This window comes from Ensifer sp. LC163, from assembly GCF_001695855.1.
Classification (GTDB): Bacteria; Pseudomonadota; Alphaproteobacteria; order Rhizobiales; family Rhizobiaceae; genus Ensifer.
Genome location: NZ_MBSS01000034.1, coordinates 281369 through 300535, shown reverse-complemented (window position 1 = coordinate 300535; position 19167 = coordinate 281369). Strand labels below are relative to the sequence as shown.

The window sequence follows — 19167 nt, the reverse complement described above, 5'->3', positions numbered from 1 at the left end:
CGGCTGTCAGTAGAGCTGACGCCGGTTCAAATGATCAATGAAAATCCGAAACAGTGCGCCCTGGCTCGAAATGTCGAGCCGGCGATAGATGTTCTTGCGGTGAATGCGGACGGTTCCTTCGGCGATGTTCATCGTCTTGCCGATCGACAGATTGCTGTGTCCCCGCAGGATCAGCCGCACGATGTTGCGTTGCTGCCGGGTCAGGCGATCGGCACAGAGGCTGTCGAACGCGGTCTCGATCGCGTCGTCATCCCTCGGTGGTGCCGGGGCGGCGTGGTTTTGCTGGCGCCAGTTCGAGCGCACGGCCTCTCGCACGATCGGCTCGTAGATCCTCAGGCGTTCCAGTTCCTCGTCGCTGAACGGCGAGCCGCCGCGGCCGCGCATCAGGGAATAGGTGGCCTGCACGCCGTCATCGAGCGGAATGACGAAGCCGATCTCCTCGACCAGGACCCCGCTTTCCATCGAGACGCAGGGATGCACCTCGGCCGAGCTTGAAAAATCCGAATGGAAGAACTGGTCGGGCGCCAGCTCACGCATGCGCCACAGTCCCGGCGGCTGATCGCCGCTGCAGGCGACATAGAACGGGTCGAGCAGATAGGCACCGCCGAGATAGGCGGAAAGCGCGCTGGCGGACACCTTGGCGGTATAGCCGTCATGCAGCACGATCGGCCTGTTGTCATAGGGATAGGCGAAGGCGACCGAAAGGTCGAAGCTTGCGACCGAGCGCAGCATGCGGTCGAGCGCTCCGCCGAAATCCTGCGTTCCGATCAATCCGATCATGGCCGAAATATCGGCCGATTCCCGAGCCAGCATCCGCGTCGAACTCTCCCCTTCCCCGTATCCCCCATGGGATATCGACAGCCGCCACTTCGTCAACAATAATTCATCCGATGAGGGACCGAGATCGTCGCACCGCATTACAGCGCCGCGCGTCAAATATGACGCGTAAAGGACGCTGTAACGCTTAAACCTGCTGCATGATTTTCTCCTTAAATCGATTCCGATTTAAGGAATTGTGCGGTAGGCGCGGCGCTTGAGCGCAGGAGGATGCGATGGCAGGCAGGCTTTCCGGAAAAGTGGCTTTGATCAGCGGTGGCGCCGGCGGCTGTGGGCTTGCCGCATCCGAACTCTTTGCCCGTGAGGGGGCGAAGGTCGGCATCGTCGATCTGCCGCGCAGCAAGGGCGAAGAAGTTGCCGCCGCCATCCGTGCAAACGGTGGCGAGGCAGTCTTTGCGCCCGCCGACGTCTCGATTTCTGCGGAGGTAAGCGCGGCCGTCAAGGCGGTCGAGGCGGCCTTCGGCGCCATCACCGTACTCTTCAACCACGCCGGCATCCTGGCGGTCGGGCCCTTCCTCGAAACGGAAGAGGACGAGTGGGACCGGCTGATGGCCGTCAACGTGCGCAGCATGTTCCTGATGACCAAGGCGGTGCTTCCGGGCATGCTGGCCGCCGGCGGCGGCAGCATCGTCTGCACCTCGTCGATCTCGGCGGTGGCGGCGACACCGATGGAGGTGCTCTACGACACGACCAAGGGCGCCTGCCATATGTTCGCCCGGGCGATCGCCGTCGAATTCCGCGACCGGGGCATCCGCTGCAACGCCGTCTGCCCCGGCTTCATCGCCACCGACCACGGCAAGCGCGAGCTCGTCGGTCTCAGCAAATACGGCGTCGACGTGTCGGAAGCGGCGATCGCCGCCCAGCAGGGACGGATGTGCGACCCGAAAGAGGTCGCCAATGCCGCGCTGTTTCTCGCCAGCGACGAGGCAAGCTTCGTCAACGGCACGCATCTGTTCGTCGACAATTGCTTCACAGCGGTCTGAGAGAGGGGAAAGATATGCTTCAGGCGGGCGGCCACTGGCGCAACTGGGTCGGAAACCAATCCTGCATCGTGCGCCATCGCGGCGCGCCCGAGAGCGAAGCGGCGCTCGCCGAGATGGTCCGCGAGGCGACGTCGCAGGGGCTCAATGTGCGCTGCGCCGGCTCTGGCCATTCCTTCACGCCGGTGGCGCTGACCAGCGGGCTGCAGCTGACGCTCTCCAGCATGCAGGGCGTGGTCGACATCGACCAGGCGCGCAAGCGCGTCGCGGTCCGGGCGGGAACGACGATCAACCAATTGGGCAAGGTGCTGAAGTCGAACGGCCTCTCCCTGATCAACCAGGGCGATATCGACAGCCAGGCGCTGGCGGGGGCGCTGACCACCGGCACGCACGGCACCGGTGCCGCGCTCGGCAACATGGCCTCGCAGATCGTCGGCATGCGGCTGGTAGAGCCGGACGGCAGCATTCTCGTCGTCGATGAGACGACGCCGGATCTGCTGGAGGCGGCCCGCGTTTCGGTCGGCATGCTCGGCGTCATCTCCGAGATCACGCTGCAGGCGATGGATAGCTACAATCTGCACGAAAAGCTGTGGCGCTGCGACTTCGACGAATGCATGGAGCAGCACGACGAACTCGCCGCCAAACACCGGCATTTCGGCTTCTTCTGGTGCCCGGTTCCCGAAAGCCGGCACTGCTACTGCCTGCCGGACACGTCCTCGGTCTCCACGACAACGAAGATCGCCGATGTCTGCGAGATGAAGGTGATCGACATCACCGACCGGCCGCCGATGGAACAGGGCTTCGAGAAGATCGCCTATTCCTCCGAAATCTATCCGATCGAATATGTGCCGAACTTCCACGAGCTCGAATATGCGGTGCCCGTCGCCCATGGCAAGGATGCCGTGAGAGCGGTGCGCAAGCTGATGCTGGAAAAGCACCCCACCTGCATCTACCCGATCGAATACCGCTTCACGGCCGGCGACACCGGCTGGATCAGCCCGTTCTACGAGCAGGATTCGATCACGCTTTCCGTCTCCGGTGAGCCGGGCACGGACTACTGGGAGTATCTCAGGGATGTCGATACGATCCTGCGCCAGTACGGCTCGCGGCCGCATTGGGGAAAGCTGCATTTCCTCGGCGCCGAGGACGTGACCGCGCTTTATCCACGGTCCGGCGACTTCCGGGCATTGAGGGCAAAGGTGGATCCGGAAGGGCGCTTCCTCAACGATCACCTGCGGCAGCTGTTCGGTTGATCAGCTAAACGAAAACGCCGCGCGTCCGGATGGACGCGCGGCGTTGAAATGGATCAGACCGCTACTCAGGCGGCGGGGCTATCGCCTTCCGCAACGGCCGCCTTCGGGCCGCCCTTGGAAACGCCGACCATGGCCGGGCGCAGGACGCGATCGCCGATGGTGTAACCGGCCTGAACGACCTGCAGCACTGTGTTGTTCGGCACATCGGCGTTCGGGATCTCGAACATTGCCTGGTGGAAGTTCGGGTCGAACTTCTGGCCTTCCGGCTCCAGCTTCTTCACGCCATGACGCTCCAGCGCCGACAGCATGGCGCGCTCGGTCATCTCGACGCCTTCGATTAGCGTGGTGAGGCCCGCTTCGCCGGCCTCCTTCGCTTCGGCCGGGATCGCATCGAGCGCACGGCGCAGATTGTCGGAGACGGCGAGCATGTCGCGGGCGAAACCGGCAACCGAATAGGACTTGGCATCCTTGACGTCGCGCTCGGTGCGGCGGCGCAGGTTGTCCATCTCGGCTGCGAGCCTGAGGTACTTGTCGCGCAGGTCGTTGTTCTCCGCCCTGGCAAGTTCCAGCGGATCGGGTTCGGCAACCGGCGCCGCTTCCACAGCCTCGGGCGTAGCGTTGACTGCCTCGTCGATCGCGGCAGCTTCGTGTCCGTGCTTGTTTGTCTCGTCGGTCATGACGTTCTCCGGTGTATCGTCTGTCTTTTCTTTCGCATTTTCACGCCCGCGCGCAACGATGGCCGGATGGCGTAAAAATGCCAGTGACTGGATTTGATGCCGATATCGAGGTTTAGGGCCGAAAAATCAAGGGTTCAATGCTGTCTGTGGCCAAAAGCGCTGCTTCAGCGCGAAAGCCGCGACATCAACTGCGCGGTATAATCGACCATCGGCACGATGCGCGAGTAATTGAGCCGCGTCGGACCGATGACACCGACGGCGCCGACGATCCGATCTTCGCTGTCGCGATAGGGCGCAACGATCAGCGACGAACCGGACAATGAAAACAACTTGTTCTCCGAACCGATAAAGATCCTGACACCCGGGCCGCTCTCGGCGAGATCGAGCAGTTCGATCAGGCTATCCTTTTTTTCCAGGTCGTCGAAGAGCATGCGCAGGCGGTCGATATCTTCGGTTCCCTCCAGACCCTCGAGCAGGTTCGCGCGACCGCGAACGATCAATCGTGCCGGCTTTTCATCACCCTCATTGCCGGACCAGATCGCCAGCCCGCGCTCGACCAGATCCTGCGACAGGGCATCGAGTTCGCTGCGGACCGTCTGCTTGACCGTTTCAAGTTGCGAGCGCACCTCGCCGATGGTCTGGCCGGCCAGATGGGCGTTCAGGAAATTCGCCGCTTCCGTCAATTGTGAGCTCGTCACACCGGCGGGAAGCTCGATGATGCGGTTTTCGACCTGATCATGCTCGCCGACGAGCACGGCAAGCGCCTTGGTGGGCGCCAGCCGGATGAACTCCACATGCTTGAGCACCGGATCGTTCTTGGCCGTGATGACGAGACCGGCGCCGCGCGACATGCCCGACAGCATCTGGCTCGCCTCTGCCAGCAGCGCATCGACCGGCTGGGCATGGTCGCTCAGCCGCACGTGCCGATCGATCGAGGCACGATCCTCCGGCGAGAGATTGCCGACCTGCATGAAGGCGTCGACGAAGAAGCGCAGGCCCGTCTGCGTCGGCAGGCGGCCGGCGCTGATGTGCGGCGAGTAGATCAGCCCCAGATCTTCCAGGTCGCTCATCACATTGCGCACGGAGGCCGGCGACAACGACATCGGCAACAACCGCGAAAGGTTGCGTGAGCCGAGAGGTTCTCCGCTGTTCAAATAGGTTTCGACGATGCGACGGAAGATTTCACCGGAACGCTCGTCCAGCGCCGCCGCGATATCGGTCACTCCGGGATTGCGCAGTACCATGTCGCTCCATGTTCGCAGGCCAATCCTGCCGCCGGAAATATAGTGATCCCGGCGCCCGATGGCAAAAGGGAAAAATCGCCCTGATCGCCCGCCATCCACCGGTTCCCCTTGGCTGCGCCATGCTCTACAGCGCCGCGCGTCCCTAAGGCGCGCAAAGGTCGCTGTAGCACTTTGAACTGCTGCATAATTTTGTCCCTAAATCGATTCCGATTCAGGGAATTATGCAGTAGAAGGCTCACCAGACACGATAGGAGTTTGATGATGCGGCCATCCGGCAGAAAAATCGACCAAATGCGCAAGGTTTCGTTCGAGCGCAATTTCTCCAAGCATGCGGAAGGCTCCTGTCTGGTGCGGTTCGGCGATACGCACGTGCTGTGCACCGCCAGCCTTGAGGAGAAGGTTCCGGCCTGGCTTCGCAATGGCGGCAAGGGTTGGGTGACGGCGGAATACGGCATGCTGCCCCGCGCCACCGGCGAGCGCATGCGTCGCGAAGCCTCAAGCGGCAAGCAGAGCGGCCGTACGCAGGAGATCCAGCGTCTGATCGGCCGGTCGCTGCGCGCCGTCGTCGACCTGCCCGCACTCGGCGAACGCCAGATCTCGATCGACTGCGACGTTATTCAGGCTGATGGCGGCACGCGCACGGCCTCGATCACCGGCGCCTGGGTGGCGCTGCACGACTGTCTGAAGTGGATGGAAGCCCGCAACATGGTGAAGGTCGAGAAGGTCCTGAAGGACCATGTCGCCGCCATCTCCTGCGGCATCTTCGCCAGCCAGTCGATCATCGATCTCGACTACCTCGAGGATTCCGCCGCCGAGACCGACGCGAATTTCGTCATGACCGGAACCGGCGGCATCGTCGAGATCCAGGGCACGGCCGAAGGCAAGCCCTTCTCGGAAGAAGAATTCGCAAGCCTGCTGGGACTTGCAAAGACCGGCATTGCCGATCTTGTCGCGCTGCAGAAGCAGGCGATCGCCGGCTGACGAGAAGGACGCGGACGATGGCCCCGGCGCTGGAAGGCATTCTTGAGACCGCCCTCTATGCGGAAGATATCGACGGCGCCGAGGCCTTCTACGGCGGCGTGCTCGGGCTGGAAAAGATCACGCGCGCCGGCAACCGGCATGTGTTCTTCCGCTGCGGCCCAGGCGTTCTCCTGATTTTCAATCCGGCGGAAACGGTCAAGCCGCCTTCGCCGGATGCCCCCCTGCCGGTGCCGCCGCATGGCTCCACCGGCCAGGGACACATGTGCTTTCGCGTTTCCGCTGAGGCGCTCGGCGTGTGGAAGGAAAAGCTGGAAACGGCAGGTGTCGTGATCGAAGCCGATGTTCGCTGGCCGAACGGCGCGCGCTCCTTCTACTTCCGCGATCCGGCCGGCAACAGCCTCGAATGCGCGGAACCGGGCCTCTGGTCCATCGAATGAACCGCGGCCTGGCCGCCCTTTACGAGACGACACATCATGCGCACACTGGATGACAAGACGCTCGTCGTCGCCAGCCACAATGCCGGCAAGATCCGCGAGATCCGCGACCTGATCGGACCGCTCGGCTTCGAGGCCAGGTCGGCAGCCGACCTCAACTTCGTCGAGCCGGACGAAACCGGCACGACCTTTGAAGAAAACGCGACGATCAAGGCGCTTGCCTCCGCAAAGGCTTCGGGCCTGCCGGCGCTTTCTGACGATTCCGGCCTGGCGATCGACGCGCTTGGCGGCGCGCCGGGCGTCTACACCGCCAACTGGGCCGAGCGCGAAGACGGCAGCCGCGACTTTGCCATGGCGATGCAGAAAGTCGAGGACGCGCTTCAGGACAAGGGCGCATGCGCCCCTGAAAAACGCACGGCCCGGTTCGTCTCCGTGCTCTGCCTTGCCTGGCCAGACGGCCATGTCGAGCTCTTCCGCGGTGAGGTCGAAGGCCATGTCGTGTGGCCGCCGCGCGGCGACAAGGGATTTGGCTACGATCCGGTCTTCCAGCCGCTCGGTTACGACACCACATTCGGCGAGATGAGCGCAGACGAGAAACACGGTTGGAAACCGGGCGACGCCCAAGCCCTGTCGCACCGTGCCCGCGCCTTCAAAATGTTCGCCGAAACCTGCCTTGGAGCGGGCTGAGGAAACGTGTATGGGGTTTTCCGCAACATCCCGCTCCAATTTATTAGAAGCGATCACGTTCGTGACTTCGGGTCGATCGGCCTAAAGTCATCGTGTTCTACCGCATGAGAGACGCAACGATGCAGACGGCCACGCTATCGGCACTCGGTGACGGCATGGATCCCGGCTTCGGGATCTATGTGCACTGGCCGTTCTGCGCGGCCAAATGCCCCTATTGCGACTTCAACAGCCATGTGCGCCACCAGCCGATCGACCAGCCGCGTTTCGTCGCCGCCTTCCTGAAGGAAATGGCGGAGGCCCGAGAACTCTCCGGTCCACGCACGGTCACCAGCATCTTCATGGGCGGCGGCACGCCATCGCTGATGGATCCCGCCACCGTCGACGCGATCCTCTCGGGCATCGCCGGTGAATGGCACGTGCCCGATGGCATCGAGATTACCATGGAGGCAAACCCTTCGAGCGTCGAGGCAACGCGCTTCCACGGCTACCGCGCCGCCGGCGTCAACCGCGTGTCGCTCGGCGTCCAGGCGCTGAACGACCGCGACCTGAAATTTCTCGGCCGGTTGCACAATGTCGAGGATGCGCTGAAAGCGATCCGGCTGGCGCGCGACATCTTCCCCCGCATGTCCTTCGACCTGATCTATGCCCGCCCCAACCAGACCGTCGAGGAATGGGAGCGTGAACTCAAGGAGGCTGTCTCCTATGCCGTCGATCACCTGTCGCTCTACCAGCTGACGATCGAGGAAGGCACGCCCTTCTTCGGCCTGCACAAGGCCGGCAAGCTGATCGTTCCGGACGGTGAACAATCGGCGGTCCTCTACGAGGCGACCCAGGACATCACCGCGGCGATCGGCATGCCCGCCTACGAGGTCTCCAACCATGCCCGCCCCGGCGCCGAAAGCCGGCACAACCTCACCTATTGGCGCTATGGCGATTATGCCGGCATCGGGCCGGGCGCCCATGGCCGCCTCAGCGTCGGCGGCGCCAAGGTGGCGACGGCAACCGAACGCAAGCCGGAGGAATGGCTGCGACTGGTCGAAACCTACGGCCACGGCATGGTCGAGCGCGAAGTGCTCGATCTCGAGGCCCAGTCGGACGAATTGCTGCTGATGGGCCTGCGCCTGAAGGAAGGCGTCGATCTCGCCCGCTGGCAGACGCTCTCCGGCCGCGATCCCGATCCGGATCGCGAGCAGTTCCTGATCGACCACGGCTTTATTGAGCGGCTCGGCAATTCGCGCCTGCGCTGCACGCCTTCCGGCATGCTGATCCTCGACGCCGTCGTCGCCGACCTCGCCTGCTAGCAACCTGCTATTTTACATCAAGCGCGATGTGGCCGGAGGCTCAATCGTGGGTCGCGCCGGAAAGCGGCGTCGCGCGCATGGATGGCCGGTGCTCGAAGGCATCGAACCAGGCGCTCAGCTTCGTCCTATCCCGGAACGGCGGCAGGTCACGGAACGCCATCCAGGACAGCGCCGTGGCGATAGCGATGTGGCCGATGTCGAGCGGCGCGTCGACATTAAGGGTCTGCTCCAGCCAGTCATAGGTCTGCTCGATCTTTTCAGCATAGCCGTCGGCAAGGGCCGGATAGCGCAGGGCTTCCGGGCGTCGTTCGGTTTCCCAACGCAGCCCGATCCCCGCCTGCGCCAACCCTTGCGCCACGGCTTGCAATCTCAAGGCGCACCAGCGCGCCTCGCCGCTCTCGGGGATCAGCCGGCGGCCACCATGCAGCGTATCGAAATAGGCGCAGATGACGTCGGAATCGAAGATCGCCTCATCACCGGGGCGCAGCAGCACCGGCACCTTGCCGAGTGGATTTTCGGCATGAACCTCATCATTGCGCAGCGTCGGGCTGGTCTCATGGTGGATCACCTGCAATCGCTCGGCGATCCCCACCTCGTGGGCGAAGACGAGCGCCTTGCGGGCAAAGGGCGAATGGGTTTGATAGTAGAGGATCATCGTGCCTCGCGGGGGGTTGGAAGGAAATTATCCGATCCCGCGAAGATGTATTGCATCCGGAACGAGAAAGGCGCTCTGTTTCTGAGCACCCTTTGCAAGTTTGTTTCGTCGTTCAAGATTTGAACGGATCGCCCTTCTCGGCGTTGAGGGCTATGCCCCTGGCCACAAGCCGCGCCAACTGAACGCCATCGACCTCGCCGGTCGCCTTCACCTTGATATAGGCCATGTCGCCCTTGCCGCCGCCCTTGGCCAGACGCGGATCGAGATCGAGCATATCGGCCCCACGCCAGAAGCCAAGCGTCACGTGGTCCTTGGCAGCCTTGATCAGGCAGACCGGTCCGCCGGCCTCGTAGATCGGGTGGCCCCATTTCACGCTATCCCTGGTGCCGCCGGCGGCGAGGATGGCGCCGTGCAACTCCTTCGCCACATCAGCCGGAGCACCGGAAAGACCAGCAATGTAATCGTCAACCGTTTTACTCATGGTACAAGGTCTCCTTGTCGGCCGTGTTTAGTTCTTGAATGGGATCAGGTCGCGCACGCGACGGTCTCTCAGCCACAGACCGGCCCAGGCGATGACGCCGACATAGAACCCGAACAACAAGTGGGTGAAAAGAGGGCTATCCGCACGCAGATGGGTCGCCATGGCGCCGCCGAGATAACCGGTCAGCAGAATGGCGCCGAGGACCGAGGTTCTCGGGATCGCATAAAGCAGGGCGCACAGAAGCGTGAGTACGCCGAGCAGACGGGCAAGACCGACGTCGGCGGGATAACCGAGCACCGCCAGCGTCTCGGTCACCACCTCCAATGGCACAAGCTTGATTGCTCCGTCGAAGGCCAGGAACGCAACAACCAGACCGCTCAACACGCGGCCGAGAATCACCATTCTTCCGGCCGGAGCCGTCATAACAAGGGCAGTGTTCATTCGGGGAGGTCTCCTCGTTTTCCGTTGTCACAAATCGTTTTTCAGTCTGTCTTCTTGGCCGGGCCGACGATGCCCCAGCGGATGCCGAAGGGGTCGCGCAGCTGGCCGTAGAGATCGCCCCAGAAGGCGACCGCAAGCGGCATCGTCACCTCGGCGCCGGCGGCAACCGCGCGGTCCCACCAGAATTGCGCGTCCTCGACCACCAGATGCAGGACGACACCCTGCGGTGCGGCGTAGGCCATGCCGTGTTCCGGGAAGGGATCGTTGAGCATCAAGGCACCGCCGTTGATCGTCAGCTGGCAATGCATCAGCCGTTTGCCATCTTCGGCCACCATGCGGCCGGCATCGATTGCGGCAAAGGCGCGGATGTAGAAATCGGCGGTCGCATTCGCGTCCTCGACGCAGAGATAGGCGATGGCGCCCGGCATCGGCGGCGGCGCCGGCGCTTGCCAGTCGACCGACGATTTCGGGTTGAGATCGACAGCCGCCTTGAAGCTGCCATCCATGTAGAACGGTACGGACTCATGCTGGTGTGCAATCTTCCAACCGGCCGCAGTGCGTTTCAGTCCAAGGGTCTGGCGAAACCAGACCGATATTTTGCCGGCATCGATCTTCTCGCCGGAAAGCTCGGTGAGCATGTTGACGAAGGCGACGTCGCCGCCAACCGAGATATCGAGGTCCTCGAAGCGGTAACCGAGCGGTCCGCGCCAGGTGGAAAACCACTGTTCGAGCCCGCCTTCGCCGGCATCGGACGTCTTCAACGGCGGCGCCAGCGAAAAGAGGACACAATCCGGTGCCCCGTGGCCGATGACGCGCCTTGCATCCTTTGCCCGCATGGCATCCGCCCAATCGTCAATCACCGCACGGATTTCGGCGACGGCGGCACTCTTGTTGTCGATCACGGACATGGTGGGTCTCCTTTCCCTATGGTGGCGGGCACGAGAGCGGCGGCCCTCGAGTCCTGAGCTTGATCAGAGTTGCCTGGCGGTACCTTCGAGCTGGCTGGCGCATTGGCCCCAGCCCTGATGAAAGCCCATCTTCTCGTGGACCTCGCGATCCTCGACGGACCAATGGCGAACGCGGGCCGTGTAGCGGGTCTTGGCCCCGACATCCTCGAAGGTAATGGTCACGACCATGAACGGCTTGTCGGATGGCGCCCACGCATCGGTGAAGGCATCGGTGAAGACCAGCTTCTCGTTCGGCACCACTTCGAGATAGACGCCGAGATTGGGATAGTCCTCGCCCTCGGGCGAGCGCATGACGATGCGGTTGGCGCCGCCGGCGCGAACGTCGAGCCTTGCCTCCGGCGTCGTCCAGGGCGAAGGTGCGAACCACTTCTTCAGCAGTTCGGCATCTGTCCAGCAGCGGTAGACGAGTTCGCGGGGCGCATCGATCAGGCGGGTGATGACCAGCTCACGATCGTCGGCAGCTTTGATTTCTGTGACAACGCTCATTGTTTGCTTCTCCGTCAGCGGGTTCAATCCAAGGACGAAGCTGCAGCCACGGTTCCGACAACCGCCGACAGGTTTTTTTATCTTTCTTCTTTTGCCAGGTCTTTTTCACCCGCATCCTTGCTCAAATGATCGAGCTGCATGCGAATGTGGGAAGCTTCCGCCGCATTGGTGGCAAGGGCGATGGCACGGTCGAAGGCGATACGCGCCTCGCGGACCCGGCCCGCCTGCTTCAACAGCGCCCCGTTCAACCCATGGAAGTAGAAGTAGCCGGCGAGTTTTTCGGCAAGCGGCTCTATCAGCGCGAGTGCTGCTTCCGGTCCGTCCCGCTTCGACACGGCGACGGCGCGGTTGAGGGTGATGACCGGCGACGGCTGCAGCCGCTCCAGCGCCTGATAGAGCAGATCGATCTCTTCCCAGTCGGTTTCTTCGGGGCGTGTAGCGCGCGCATGCAGTGCCGCGATCGCCGCCTGGATCTGATAGGGGCCCGGCTGGCGATGGCGCACCGCCTTGTCGATCATGGCCAGCGCCTCGATGATCAGCGGCTTCTTCCAAAGGCTGCGATCCTGATCATCGAGCAGGATGATGCCGCCATCCGCATCGAAGCGTGCACGCGAGCGCGAGTGCTGCAGCAAAAGCAGGGCCGTCAGCCCCATCATCTCCGGCTCGGAGGGAAACAGCCGCAAGAGCAGCCGCGCGAGCCGGATCGCTTCCTCGCAAAGGTCGGCCGAGACGCTGTCCGGCCCGTTCATCGCCGAATAGCCCTCGTTGAAAACGAGGTAGATCATGGTTGCCACCGCCGCCAGCCGCATCGACCGATCGGCCGCGTCAGGCGTTTCGAAGGCGATGCCGGCGGCGGCGACACGGGCCTTTGCCCGCGTGATGCGCTGCTCCATCGCCGCCTCGCCGACGAGAAAGGCGCGGGCAATCTGCTTGACCGAAAGGCCGGAAACGATCCGCAGCGCCAGTGCGATCTGCTGCGTTGCCGGAAGAACCGGATTGCTGCAGACAAACAAGAGCTTGAGGATATCGTCGCGATAGTGGGAGCCGTCCAGCCGCTCGGCAAGATCGCTCTCCTGATCCTCGAGGTCGGAGAGCAACTCTTCCGGCGGCAGCGCGGTCTCGCGGGACTGGCGGCGCACCTTGTCGATGCCGCTGTTGCGACCGACGAAGATCAGCCAGGCGGCGGCATCGCGCGGCGGGCCACTTTTCGGCCACGTCTTCAATGCCCGGATACAGGCCTCCTGAAATGCTTCCTCGGCCGTATCCAGATTGCGGAAATAGCGCAGAAGCGCGCCCATTGCCTGCGGCCGAGCGGAAACAAGTGCGAGGTCGATCCAGGTCGTGTCTGTCATGCGGGAAACTCACTTGGCTTGTAGATGGCAAGGGGACGAATTTCATAGGAACCATCAGCCGGATTGGCTGCACTCAGCTCGCGGGCGAAATCGAGCGCTTCGTCCAGCGAAGCGCAATCGACGACATAGAAGCCGAGTAGTTGTTCCTTCGTTTCGGCGAACGGACCATCAATGACGACGGTTTCGCCAACGCTGTGGCGGAGCGTCGTTGCTGCCGTGGTCGGCAGCAACCGCGCCACCGGTCCGAGCTTTCCCGCATCGCCATATTTGCGTTGGACGGCCGCAAGGTCGCGCATGACCTTGTCGTCCTCCTCCTTCGTCCAGTTGTTGGTGACGTCTTCCTGGTTGTAGCAAAACACGGCGTAAAGCATTGGAACTCTCCTGCTCCTGTCACAAGGACGATCTGAAGAAGAGATAGCCGACGAGACCGACAAAAAAAATAGCTGGCAATCACGGGTTCAAATAGGAAGACCGCGGCAGGTGCCTGCGCACCGCCGCGATCGCCTTTGGCGCCGCGCGTCTTGTCAGACGCGCAAAGGTCGCTGTAGCATTTTGAATTGCTGCATGTTTTCAGATGTTCTCGCCGCAGGCGAGATCGGGGTCGACCGGTGCCTTGCGACGGAAACGCCGGAGCAGGCGGCCGTCGATGGCGGCAAGGCCGGCGGCGATCAGCGCCATGCCGAAGAAATGCTTCGGCTCGAGGCTTTCGCCGAGGAACAGGGCGCCGAGCAGAATAGCGCTGACCGGGATCAGAAACGTCACCAGCATCAGATTGGTGACCCCCGCCGTTTCGAGGATGCGGAAGAAGAGCACATAGGCAAGCGCGGTCGAGATCAAGGCGATGCCGACGATCGCCGCCCATACCTCAAGGCCCGGCACGGTCAAGGCCCAGGGGCGATCGACGAGAAGCGCGATCGGCACCAGCATGAGGCTCGATGCGCTGACCTGCCCCGTCGCGGTGACGATGGGCGCCACACCCATCCGCTTGAAACGACGGGCAAAAACGCCGGCAAAGGCATAGGAAAGAGCGGCCCCCAGGACGGCGAACTGCGCCAGCACGTTCGAGCCAAGCCCACCGAGCGCTGCCGGACCGATCATCACCGCCACGCCGAGAAAGCCGATCAACACGCCGGAGAGCTTGTTGACGGTCAGCTTTTCGTCGTCGGTCAGCAGGTGGGCGACGACGACGCCGAAGAGCGGTGTCGTCGCATTGAGAATGGAAGCAAGGCCGCTGGCGATATGGGTCTGGCCCCAGACGATCAGCGAAAACGGGATCAGGTTGTTGAGCAGGCCCATGCCGAAGAAGGCAAGCCAGATGCGAGGATCGCGCGGCATCGAGCGCCCGGTGAAACGCAGGAAGATCAAAAGTGCCGCGGCTGCGAGGCTGACCCGCAATGCGACGATGGTGAACGGCGGCAGCGCCTTGACGGCGACGCCGACGAAGAAAAACGAGCCGCCCCACAGCAGGGACAGGGCGATCAGCATGGCCCACTCGCCGGCACCCATCACCTTTGCATTCGCCGGTCCAGACATCTTCGCACCCCTTCGGTGATTTAATTTTTCACTCATCACTCCGTGATGTTGTAATCACTCACGGAATTTACATTAATATTGTCAGTATGTTATGATTTATTCAAACGAGCATTTCTCTCTCAATGATTGAGTCTAGCTAAATCATTATGACCTCGCTTCCCTCCCTCGCGGCCCTCAGAGCCTTCGAAGCCGCCGCCCGGCATTTGAGCGTGACGCTGGCCGCGCGCGAACTGAGCGTCACGCCAGGTGCCGTCAGTCTGCAGGTGCGTGAACTGGAGCAGACGCTGGGCGTCACGTTGTTCGAACGACGGCCGCGGCAGCTCGTTTTGACCGAGGAAGGGAGCAGTTATTTTTCGACGCTGCGCCGCGCCTTCCGCATGATGCGGGAGGCGACCGAGGAACTGACGGCGCGAAATCGCGTGCCGGTGCTGACGGTGAGCTGCACCCCAACCTTTGCGGCGCAATGGCTGGTACCACGGCTTTGCGATTTCGAGCAGCGCCTCACTGGCATCGACATCCGCATCAGCGCCTCCAACCGGCTGGCGGACTTTGTGTCCGATGGCGTCGACATCGCCATCCGCCACGGCTTCGGGCGCTACGAGGGCCTGGCGAGCGAGCGGCTGATCGATGACGACCTGGTGCCGGTCGTCAATGCGGCGCTCGCCCGCAAGCATCCGCTCTCCACGCCGGCCGATCTTTCCGCCCATGTGTTGCTGCATGACGTTCAAAGGCTGGACTGGCAGCTCTGGCTTGAGGCCGTCGGCGCCGAAGGCGTCGAGACCACGCGCGGCCCGGTCTTCGTCAACAGCAATGGCGCCATCGAGGCTGCAAAGGCTGGCGATGGTGTCGCTCTCGTTCGCCTGTCGCTGGTTTCACGCGAGCTTGCCGAGGGCGTGCTGATCGCGCCGTTCCCGGTCGGCATCGCCACCGACCTCGCCTATCACCTGGTCTACCCGCCATCGGCGCTCGACCGGCCGGCCGTCGCCGCGTTCCGTGCCTGGATCGTGGAGCAGGCACGCAGCGCCTGAAACGAAAAAAGCCCGGTTTCCCGGGCCTTTCGCGTAATCAGAGAGCAAATCCGTCGCCTATTCGTTGATCAGGCGCTTCAGAAGCTCGATCTCGTGGCTGAGCTTGGTATCGCCGGAGATCAACTCCTCGATCTTGCGGACGGCATGCAGAACGGTCGTGTGGTCGCGGCCACCGAAGCGACGGCCGATTTCCGGGAAGGACCGCGGCGTCAGCGTCTTCGACAGATACATGGCGATCTGGCGCGGCTTGACGATGACGCGGGTACGGCGGTTCGAAACCAGTTCCTGGCGCGAAACATTGTAGTGCTTGGCGACGACGCGCTGGATGTCCTCGATGCGGACGCGGCGCGGCTCGCCGGCGTTGACGAGATGGCCGAGCAGTTCGTCGACCCGTTCGATCGACAGCTGCGGCTCGAACGACCGACGGAAAAGCAGCTGGTTGAAGGCGCCTTCGAGTTCGCGGCCGCTGGCCGTGATGTTGCGCGCAACATGGCTCAGGATATCGCCGGGAATGTCAAGCGAGGTGTCGTCCTGACGGGCAGAGTCGAGGCGACGCTTCAGCATTTCGAGGCGCATGTCGTAGTCCGGGCCGTCCATTTCGATGGCGACACCACCCTGGAGACGCGAACGAACGCGGCTATCGAGCGATTCCAGCTCCCAAGGGGCGCGGTCGGCGGCGACGACGACCTGCTTGGCCGAGTCGAGCAGCATGTTGAGCAGGTGGCAGAACTCGTGCTGGATCGACTTGCCCTGCAGGAACTGCATGTCGTCGATCACAAGCAGATCGATGTTGCGCAGCGATTCCTTCAGCGACAGCGCGTCATTGTCGCGGATCGCGGTAGCAAAGCGCCACATGAAGTATTCGGCCGTCAGATAGACGACGCGCGGCGCCCGGGCGCTCTGCAGCGCCTGGATAGCGATCGCCTGCAGAAGGTGGGTCTTGCCGAGCCCGACGCTCGAATGAATGAAAAGCGGGTTGAAGCGCACAGCACCGGCGCCGGCCTCGGCGATCGTGCGGGCGGCTGCAAGGGCAACACGGTTGGAAGAACCTTCGACGAAGCTGTCGAAGGTATAGCGCTGATCAAGCGGAGAGCCGAAAAGCGGCGCCTGGGTCGGCCGTTGAACGCTGGCGACCGTGGCGGCTGCGACCGAGGCCACGGACTGAGCCGCGGCCGGGCGCCGTGCCGGCGCTGCAGGAGCCGTTTCAGTCGCCTGCGGCAGCGTCTCTTCCTGTGAAGCCGGACGGGCGCCACGGGTGGCGGTACGCACCAGGATCTCCACCTTCAAGATTTCGCCGTCTTCCTGCTGGAAGATCTGGGTGATGAGATCGAGATAGCGGTTGTTGATCCAGGACTTCAGGAATGTCGTGGGCACCGAGAGACGCACGACGCTCTTGGATACCGAATGCAGCTTCAGACGCCCAAACCAGCTAGCGAAGACATCGGGACCGACCTGGGCTTTCAAACGCGCACTTACCCGCTCGAACAGTGCGTCATGCCTCATGTCGTGCTTATCTCCCGCCGCCTGAGATAGATTGCTTCCGGCTTGAAATGAATCGCCGTCCTTTTGAAATGCGCCCGCCGCCGTCGCCAAATTCATCTGCATGTTGCCGCCTTCCAATTATGTTCAGACGCCGTCATCTCTGCCGGCCCCATCTCGTATGCCCGGCACCCCCGGCTTCCTCATCGAGGACATGCCGCTTCACCGAACGTCACAGTCGCAGTCCAACCGGGCTCCTCATCTCCCGACCGGCTGCGCGCTACGCGCATCTGCCAGACCTCATCGGCCGGCTGATGTCCCCTCACGCCTCATCGTCAACAAATCCCCCGGTCCGCCCTGGACCGTGCCGGATCCTCCTCATCGTCAACAACTGTCTCGCACCCTCGTACGAAGCGGACAGCCGAGCGCTGGATTCCACCTCTCGTCAGGCACCGCTTGCACCTGACTTTGAGGAGCGGCACCGCCGGCAACCAAAGGTCGAAAGGTCCTCGTCCGGAATGGCTGATCCATCCGGTTTTTCGTTCTCGACTTGTCTGATTGAACGACGTGGAGCCGCCCTGATACAGGGAACAGAAAGCCTGAAACCATCTCGTTGAAATGGCCTCCGCACTTCCCTTTACAGATATGGTCCGTGTCCCCTGTGGAGGGCATTTAGGCAGGATCGATGGGCAAGATCAATCGCGATTTTTACGCAACCTTAAGCGCTGCCCGTTGACTCTCATGCCGCCTTTTGCTTGCCGCAATCCGAGTCCGGGAAGAATCGCTTTTGAATCAAGGGTTTTGATTTTCAGCTCTTTGATTAGCTGGCGAAAAAGAAAAAAAATAAAAATTCGCTTGACTCATTACGGGCCCAGAAGACCCCCAGCCAGAGACGTGCCTTTGCCAAGGACCTCTCGTAAGCGATTGAAATAGCTAGAGAAACTCTGTCATCGCATTGACACGAGAAAGGTCGCGCAAGTTAACCATCGCCATGACACATGTATGAATCGGAAAAGCCCGGCGCAAGGGCCGGGCTCTCAATTAACAGATTTTTATTAGCCGGATTAGGCCGACAGCGCCTTCACGCGCTGTGCAAGGCGCGAAACCTTACGCGAAGCGGTGTTGGAATGCAGCACGCCCTTGGTGGCAGCGCGCATCAGCTCGGGCTGAGCGGCCTTCAGAGCGGCGGCTGCGACTGCCTGATCGCCGGTTGCGATCGCTTCTTCGACCTTGCGGACGAAGTTACGGACGCGCGAACGACGGGCTTTGTTCACTGCAGTGCGGCGTGCGATCTTGCGGGTCGCCTTTTTCGCCGAAGTTGTATTGGCCATTGATGCCTCTCTTCGAAAACTGACATGAACTCCGCCCTCGCCGTGCCGGGTCACTGCGACCTGTCATCAAAGCAATTCGGGAGCATTATCGGAAAGCCCAGATTTGGCGTTCCAAACTGAGGGCGGCATATAGCGAGAAACGGCCGCCCCGTCAACGCGCAATTTGGAGAAAACTGCGCGTCGCCCCTTGATCTACCTGTGTTTGAACTCCGCCTTGCGCTTCGCCGCAAAGGCGGCCATGCCTTCCTTCTGGTCTTCAGTGGCAAAGAGCGAATGGAAAAGCCGGCGTTCGAACCGCAGGCCTTCGGCAAGCGTAACCTCCAGCGAGCGATTGACCGCCTCCTTGGCCATCATCACCGCCGGCAGCGAGAACGATGCGATCTTCTCGGCCGCGGCCAGCGCCTCCTCCATCAATTTCTCCGGCGCGACCACACGCGAAACGAGTCCTGCGCGTTCCGCCTCGGTCGCGTCCATCATCCGTCCGGTCAGCACCAGATCCATCGCTTTCGCCTTGCCGACGGCACGGGTGAGACGCTGCGACCCGCCCATGCCCGGGATGACGCCGAGGGTGATTTCCGGCTGACCGAACTTTGCCGTCTCGGAGGCGATGATGAAGTCGCACATCATGGCCAATTCGCACCCGCCGCCGAGCGCATAGCCGGAAACGGCCGCAATGACCGGCTTGCGGGCGGCCGCCACCTGATCCCAGCCGCCGATGAAATCGCCGAGATAGCTTTCGACGAATTCGAGCGTCTGCATTTCCTTGATGTCGGCGCCGGCAGCAAAGGCCTTCTGCGAACCGGTGATGACGACGGCGCCGATCGCCTTGTCGGCATCGAATGCCTTCAGCACAGCGGCGAGCTCGCGCATAACGGTCGAGTTCAACGCATTCAGCGCCTGCGGGCGATTGAGCGTGACCAGGCCCACGCGTCCATGCGTCTCGACCAGCAGCGTCTCGTAACTCATTCTCGTCTCCTCCGAATTCGTGTCAGCGACCGGGCCCGGCAGGACCCGGATGT

21 protein-coding genes are annotated in these 19167 nt (G+C 62.4%); 7 read left to right on the top strand and 14 right to left on the bottom strand.

Going from position 1 to position 19167, the window contains the following annotated elements:
• Window positions 1-6: 6 nt before the first annotated feature.
• Entirely contained in the window at window positions 7-813 is an 807-nt protein-coding gene (locus BC360_RS24085; RefSeq protein WP_065783259.1) for a helix-turn-helix transcriptional regulator, read from the bottom strand.
• A 239-nt stretch (window positions 814-1052) separates the two neighbouring features.
• Here BC360_RS24085 and BC360_RS24080 point away from each other — a divergent pair, with 239 nt between their 5' ends.
• Both BC360_RS24080 and BC360_RS24075 read left to right on the top strand, forming a co-directional pair.
• Complete coding sequence (locus tag BC360_RS24080; protein WP_065783258.1) at window positions 1053-1820, top strand: SDR family NAD(P)-dependent oxidoreductase; 768 nt, start codon at window positions 1053-1055, stop codon at window positions 1818-1820.
• 14 nt (window positions 1821-1834) lie between these two features.
• Window positions 1835-3070 (top strand): D-arabinono-1,4-lactone oxidase, encoded by a 1236-nt coding sequence (locus BC360_RS24075; RefSeq protein WP_065783257.1) that lies wholly within the window; start codon window positions 1835-1837, stop codon window positions 3068-3070.
• 65 nt (window positions 3071-3135) lie between these two features.
• Here BC360_RS24075 and grpE read toward each other — a convergent pair whose 3' ends face one another.
• Both grpE and hrcA read right to left on the bottom strand, forming a co-directional pair.
• The gene (gene grpE / locus BC360_RS24070; protein WP_065783256.1) at window positions 3136-3747 is read right to left on the bottom strand and encodes a nucleotide exchange factor GrpE; all 612 of its coding nucleotides are present in this window, start codon (window positions 3745-3747) and stop codon (window positions 3136-3138) included.
• Between the two features lie 164 nt (window positions 3748-3911).
• Window positions 3912-4991 carry a heat-inducible transcriptional repressor HrcA gene (hrcA, locus tag BC360_RS24065; protein WP_065783255.1) on the bottom strand — a complete coding sequence of 360 codons (1080 nt, stop codon included), beginning with the start codon at window positions 4989-4991 and terminating at the stop codon, window positions 3912-3914.
• A gap of 261 nt (window positions 4992-5252) precedes the next feature.
• Here hrcA and rph point away from each other — a divergent pair, with 261 nt between their 5' ends.
• From rph to hemW, 4 genes are all read left to right on the top strand, one after another.
• Window positions 5253-5972 (top strand): ribonuclease PH, encoded by a 720-nt coding sequence (gene rph, locus BC360_RS24060; RefSeq protein WP_065783254.1) that lies wholly within the window; start codon window positions 5253-5255, stop codon window positions 5970-5972.
• A 17-nt stretch (window positions 5973-5989) separates the two neighbouring features.
• A complete protein-coding gene (locus BC360_RS24055; protein ID WP_065783253.1) occupies window positions 5990-6409 on the top strand; it encodes a VOC family protein in 420 nt (139 codons plus the stop codon).
• A 36-nt stretch (window positions 6410-6445) separates the two neighbouring features.
• Window positions 6446-7093: an RdgB/HAM1 family non-canonical purine NTP pyrophosphatase gene (rdgB, locus tag BC360_RS24050; RefSeq protein WP_065797145.1), complete on the top strand. Its 648-nt coding sequence runs from the start codon at window positions 6446-6448 to the stop codon at window positions 7091-7093.
• 119 nt (window positions 7094-7212) lie between these two features.
• Window positions 7213-8394, top strand: a complete 1182-nt coding sequence (hemW, locus tag BC360_RS24045; RefSeq protein WP_065783251.1) for a radical SAM family heme chaperone HemW — start codon at window positions 7213-7215, stop codon at window positions 8392-8394.
• Between the two features lie 40 nt (window positions 8395-8434).
• Here hemW and BC360_RS24040 read toward each other — a convergent pair whose 3' ends face one another.
• The 8 genes from BC360_RS24040 to BC360_RS24005 form a co-directional block, all read right to left on the bottom strand.
• Window positions 8435-9049, bottom strand: a complete 615-nt coding sequence (locus BC360_RS24040) for a glutathione S-transferase family protein (RefSeq protein WP_065797144.1) — start codon at window positions 9047-9049, stop codon at window positions 8435-8437.
• 112 nt (window positions 9050-9161) lie between these two features.
• Window positions 9162-9530: a DUF1801 domain-containing protein gene (locus BC360_RS24035; protein ID WP_065783249.1), complete on the bottom strand. Its 369-nt coding sequence runs from the start codon at window positions 9528-9530 to the stop codon at window positions 9162-9164.
• 27 nt (window positions 9531-9557) lie between these two features.
• The gene (locus tag BC360_RS24030; RefSeq protein ID WP_065797143.1) at window positions 9558-9971 is read right to left on the bottom strand and encodes a DoxX family protein; all 414 of its coding nucleotides are present in this window, start codon (window positions 9969-9971) and stop codon (window positions 9558-9560) included.
• Between the two features lie 41 nt (window positions 9972-10012).
• On the bottom strand, window positions 10013-10879 hold the full coding sequence (locus BC360_RS24025) for a nuclear transport factor 2 family protein (RefSeq protein ID WP_065797142.1): 867 nt from the start codon (window positions 10877-10879) through the stop codon (window positions 10013-10015).
• Between the two features lie 63 nt (window positions 10880-10942).
• Window positions 10943-11425 carry an SRPBCC family protein gene (locus BC360_RS24020; protein WP_065797141.1) on the bottom strand — a complete coding sequence of 161 codons (483 nt, stop codon included), beginning with the start codon at window positions 11423-11425 and terminating at the stop codon, window positions 10943-10945.
• 77 nt (window positions 11426-11502) lie between these two features.
• Complete coding sequence (locus BC360_RS24015) at window positions 11503-12777, bottom strand: RNA polymerase sigma factor (protein WP_065797140.1); 1275 nt, start codon at window positions 12775-12777, stop codon at window positions 11503-11505.
• On the bottom strand, window positions 12774-13148 hold the full coding sequence (locus BC360_RS24010; RefSeq protein ID WP_065797139.1) for a YciI family protein: 375 nt from the start codon (window positions 13146-13148) through the stop codon (window positions 12774-12776). The genes BC360_RS24015 and BC360_RS24010 overlap by 4 nt, the downstream gene beginning before the upstream one ends.
• Window positions 13149-13347: 199 nt before the next feature.
• Entirely contained in the window at window positions 13348-14310 is a 963-nt protein-coding gene (locus BC360_RS24005) for a DMT family transporter (protein WP_065797138.1), read from the bottom strand.
• A gap of 143 nt (window positions 14311-14453) precedes the next feature.
• Here BC360_RS24005 and gcvA point away from each other — a divergent pair, with 143 nt between their 5' ends.
• Complete coding sequence (gene gcvA / locus BC360_RS24000) at window positions 14454-15338, top strand: transcriptional regulator GcvA (protein WP_139110175.1); 885 nt, start codon at window positions 14454-14456, stop codon at window positions 15336-15338.
• Between the two features lie 57 nt (window positions 15339-15395).
• Here the strand turns inward: gcvA and dnaA are convergent, their stop codons facing one another.
• The 3 genes from dnaA to BC360_RS23985 form a co-directional block, all read right to left on the bottom strand.
• Complete coding sequence (dnaA, locus tag BC360_RS23995) at window positions 15396-16943, bottom strand: chromosomal replication initiator protein DnaA (protein WP_083222711.1); 1548 nt, start codon at window positions 16941-16943, stop codon at window positions 15396-15398.
• A gap of 938 nt (window positions 16944-17881) precedes the next feature.
• The gene (gene rpsT / locus BC360_RS23990) at window positions 17882-18148 is read right to left on the bottom strand and encodes a 30S ribosomal protein S20 (protein WP_053248916.1); all 267 of its coding nucleotides are present in this window, start codon (window positions 18146-18148) and stop codon (window positions 17882-17884) included.
• A gap of 192 nt (window positions 18149-18340) precedes the next feature.
• A complete protein-coding gene (locus tag BC360_RS23985) occupies window positions 18341-19114 on the bottom strand; it encodes an enoyl-CoA hydratase (RefSeq protein ID WP_065797137.1) in 774 nt (257 codons plus the stop codon).
• Window positions 19115-19167 lie beyond the last annotated feature (53 nt).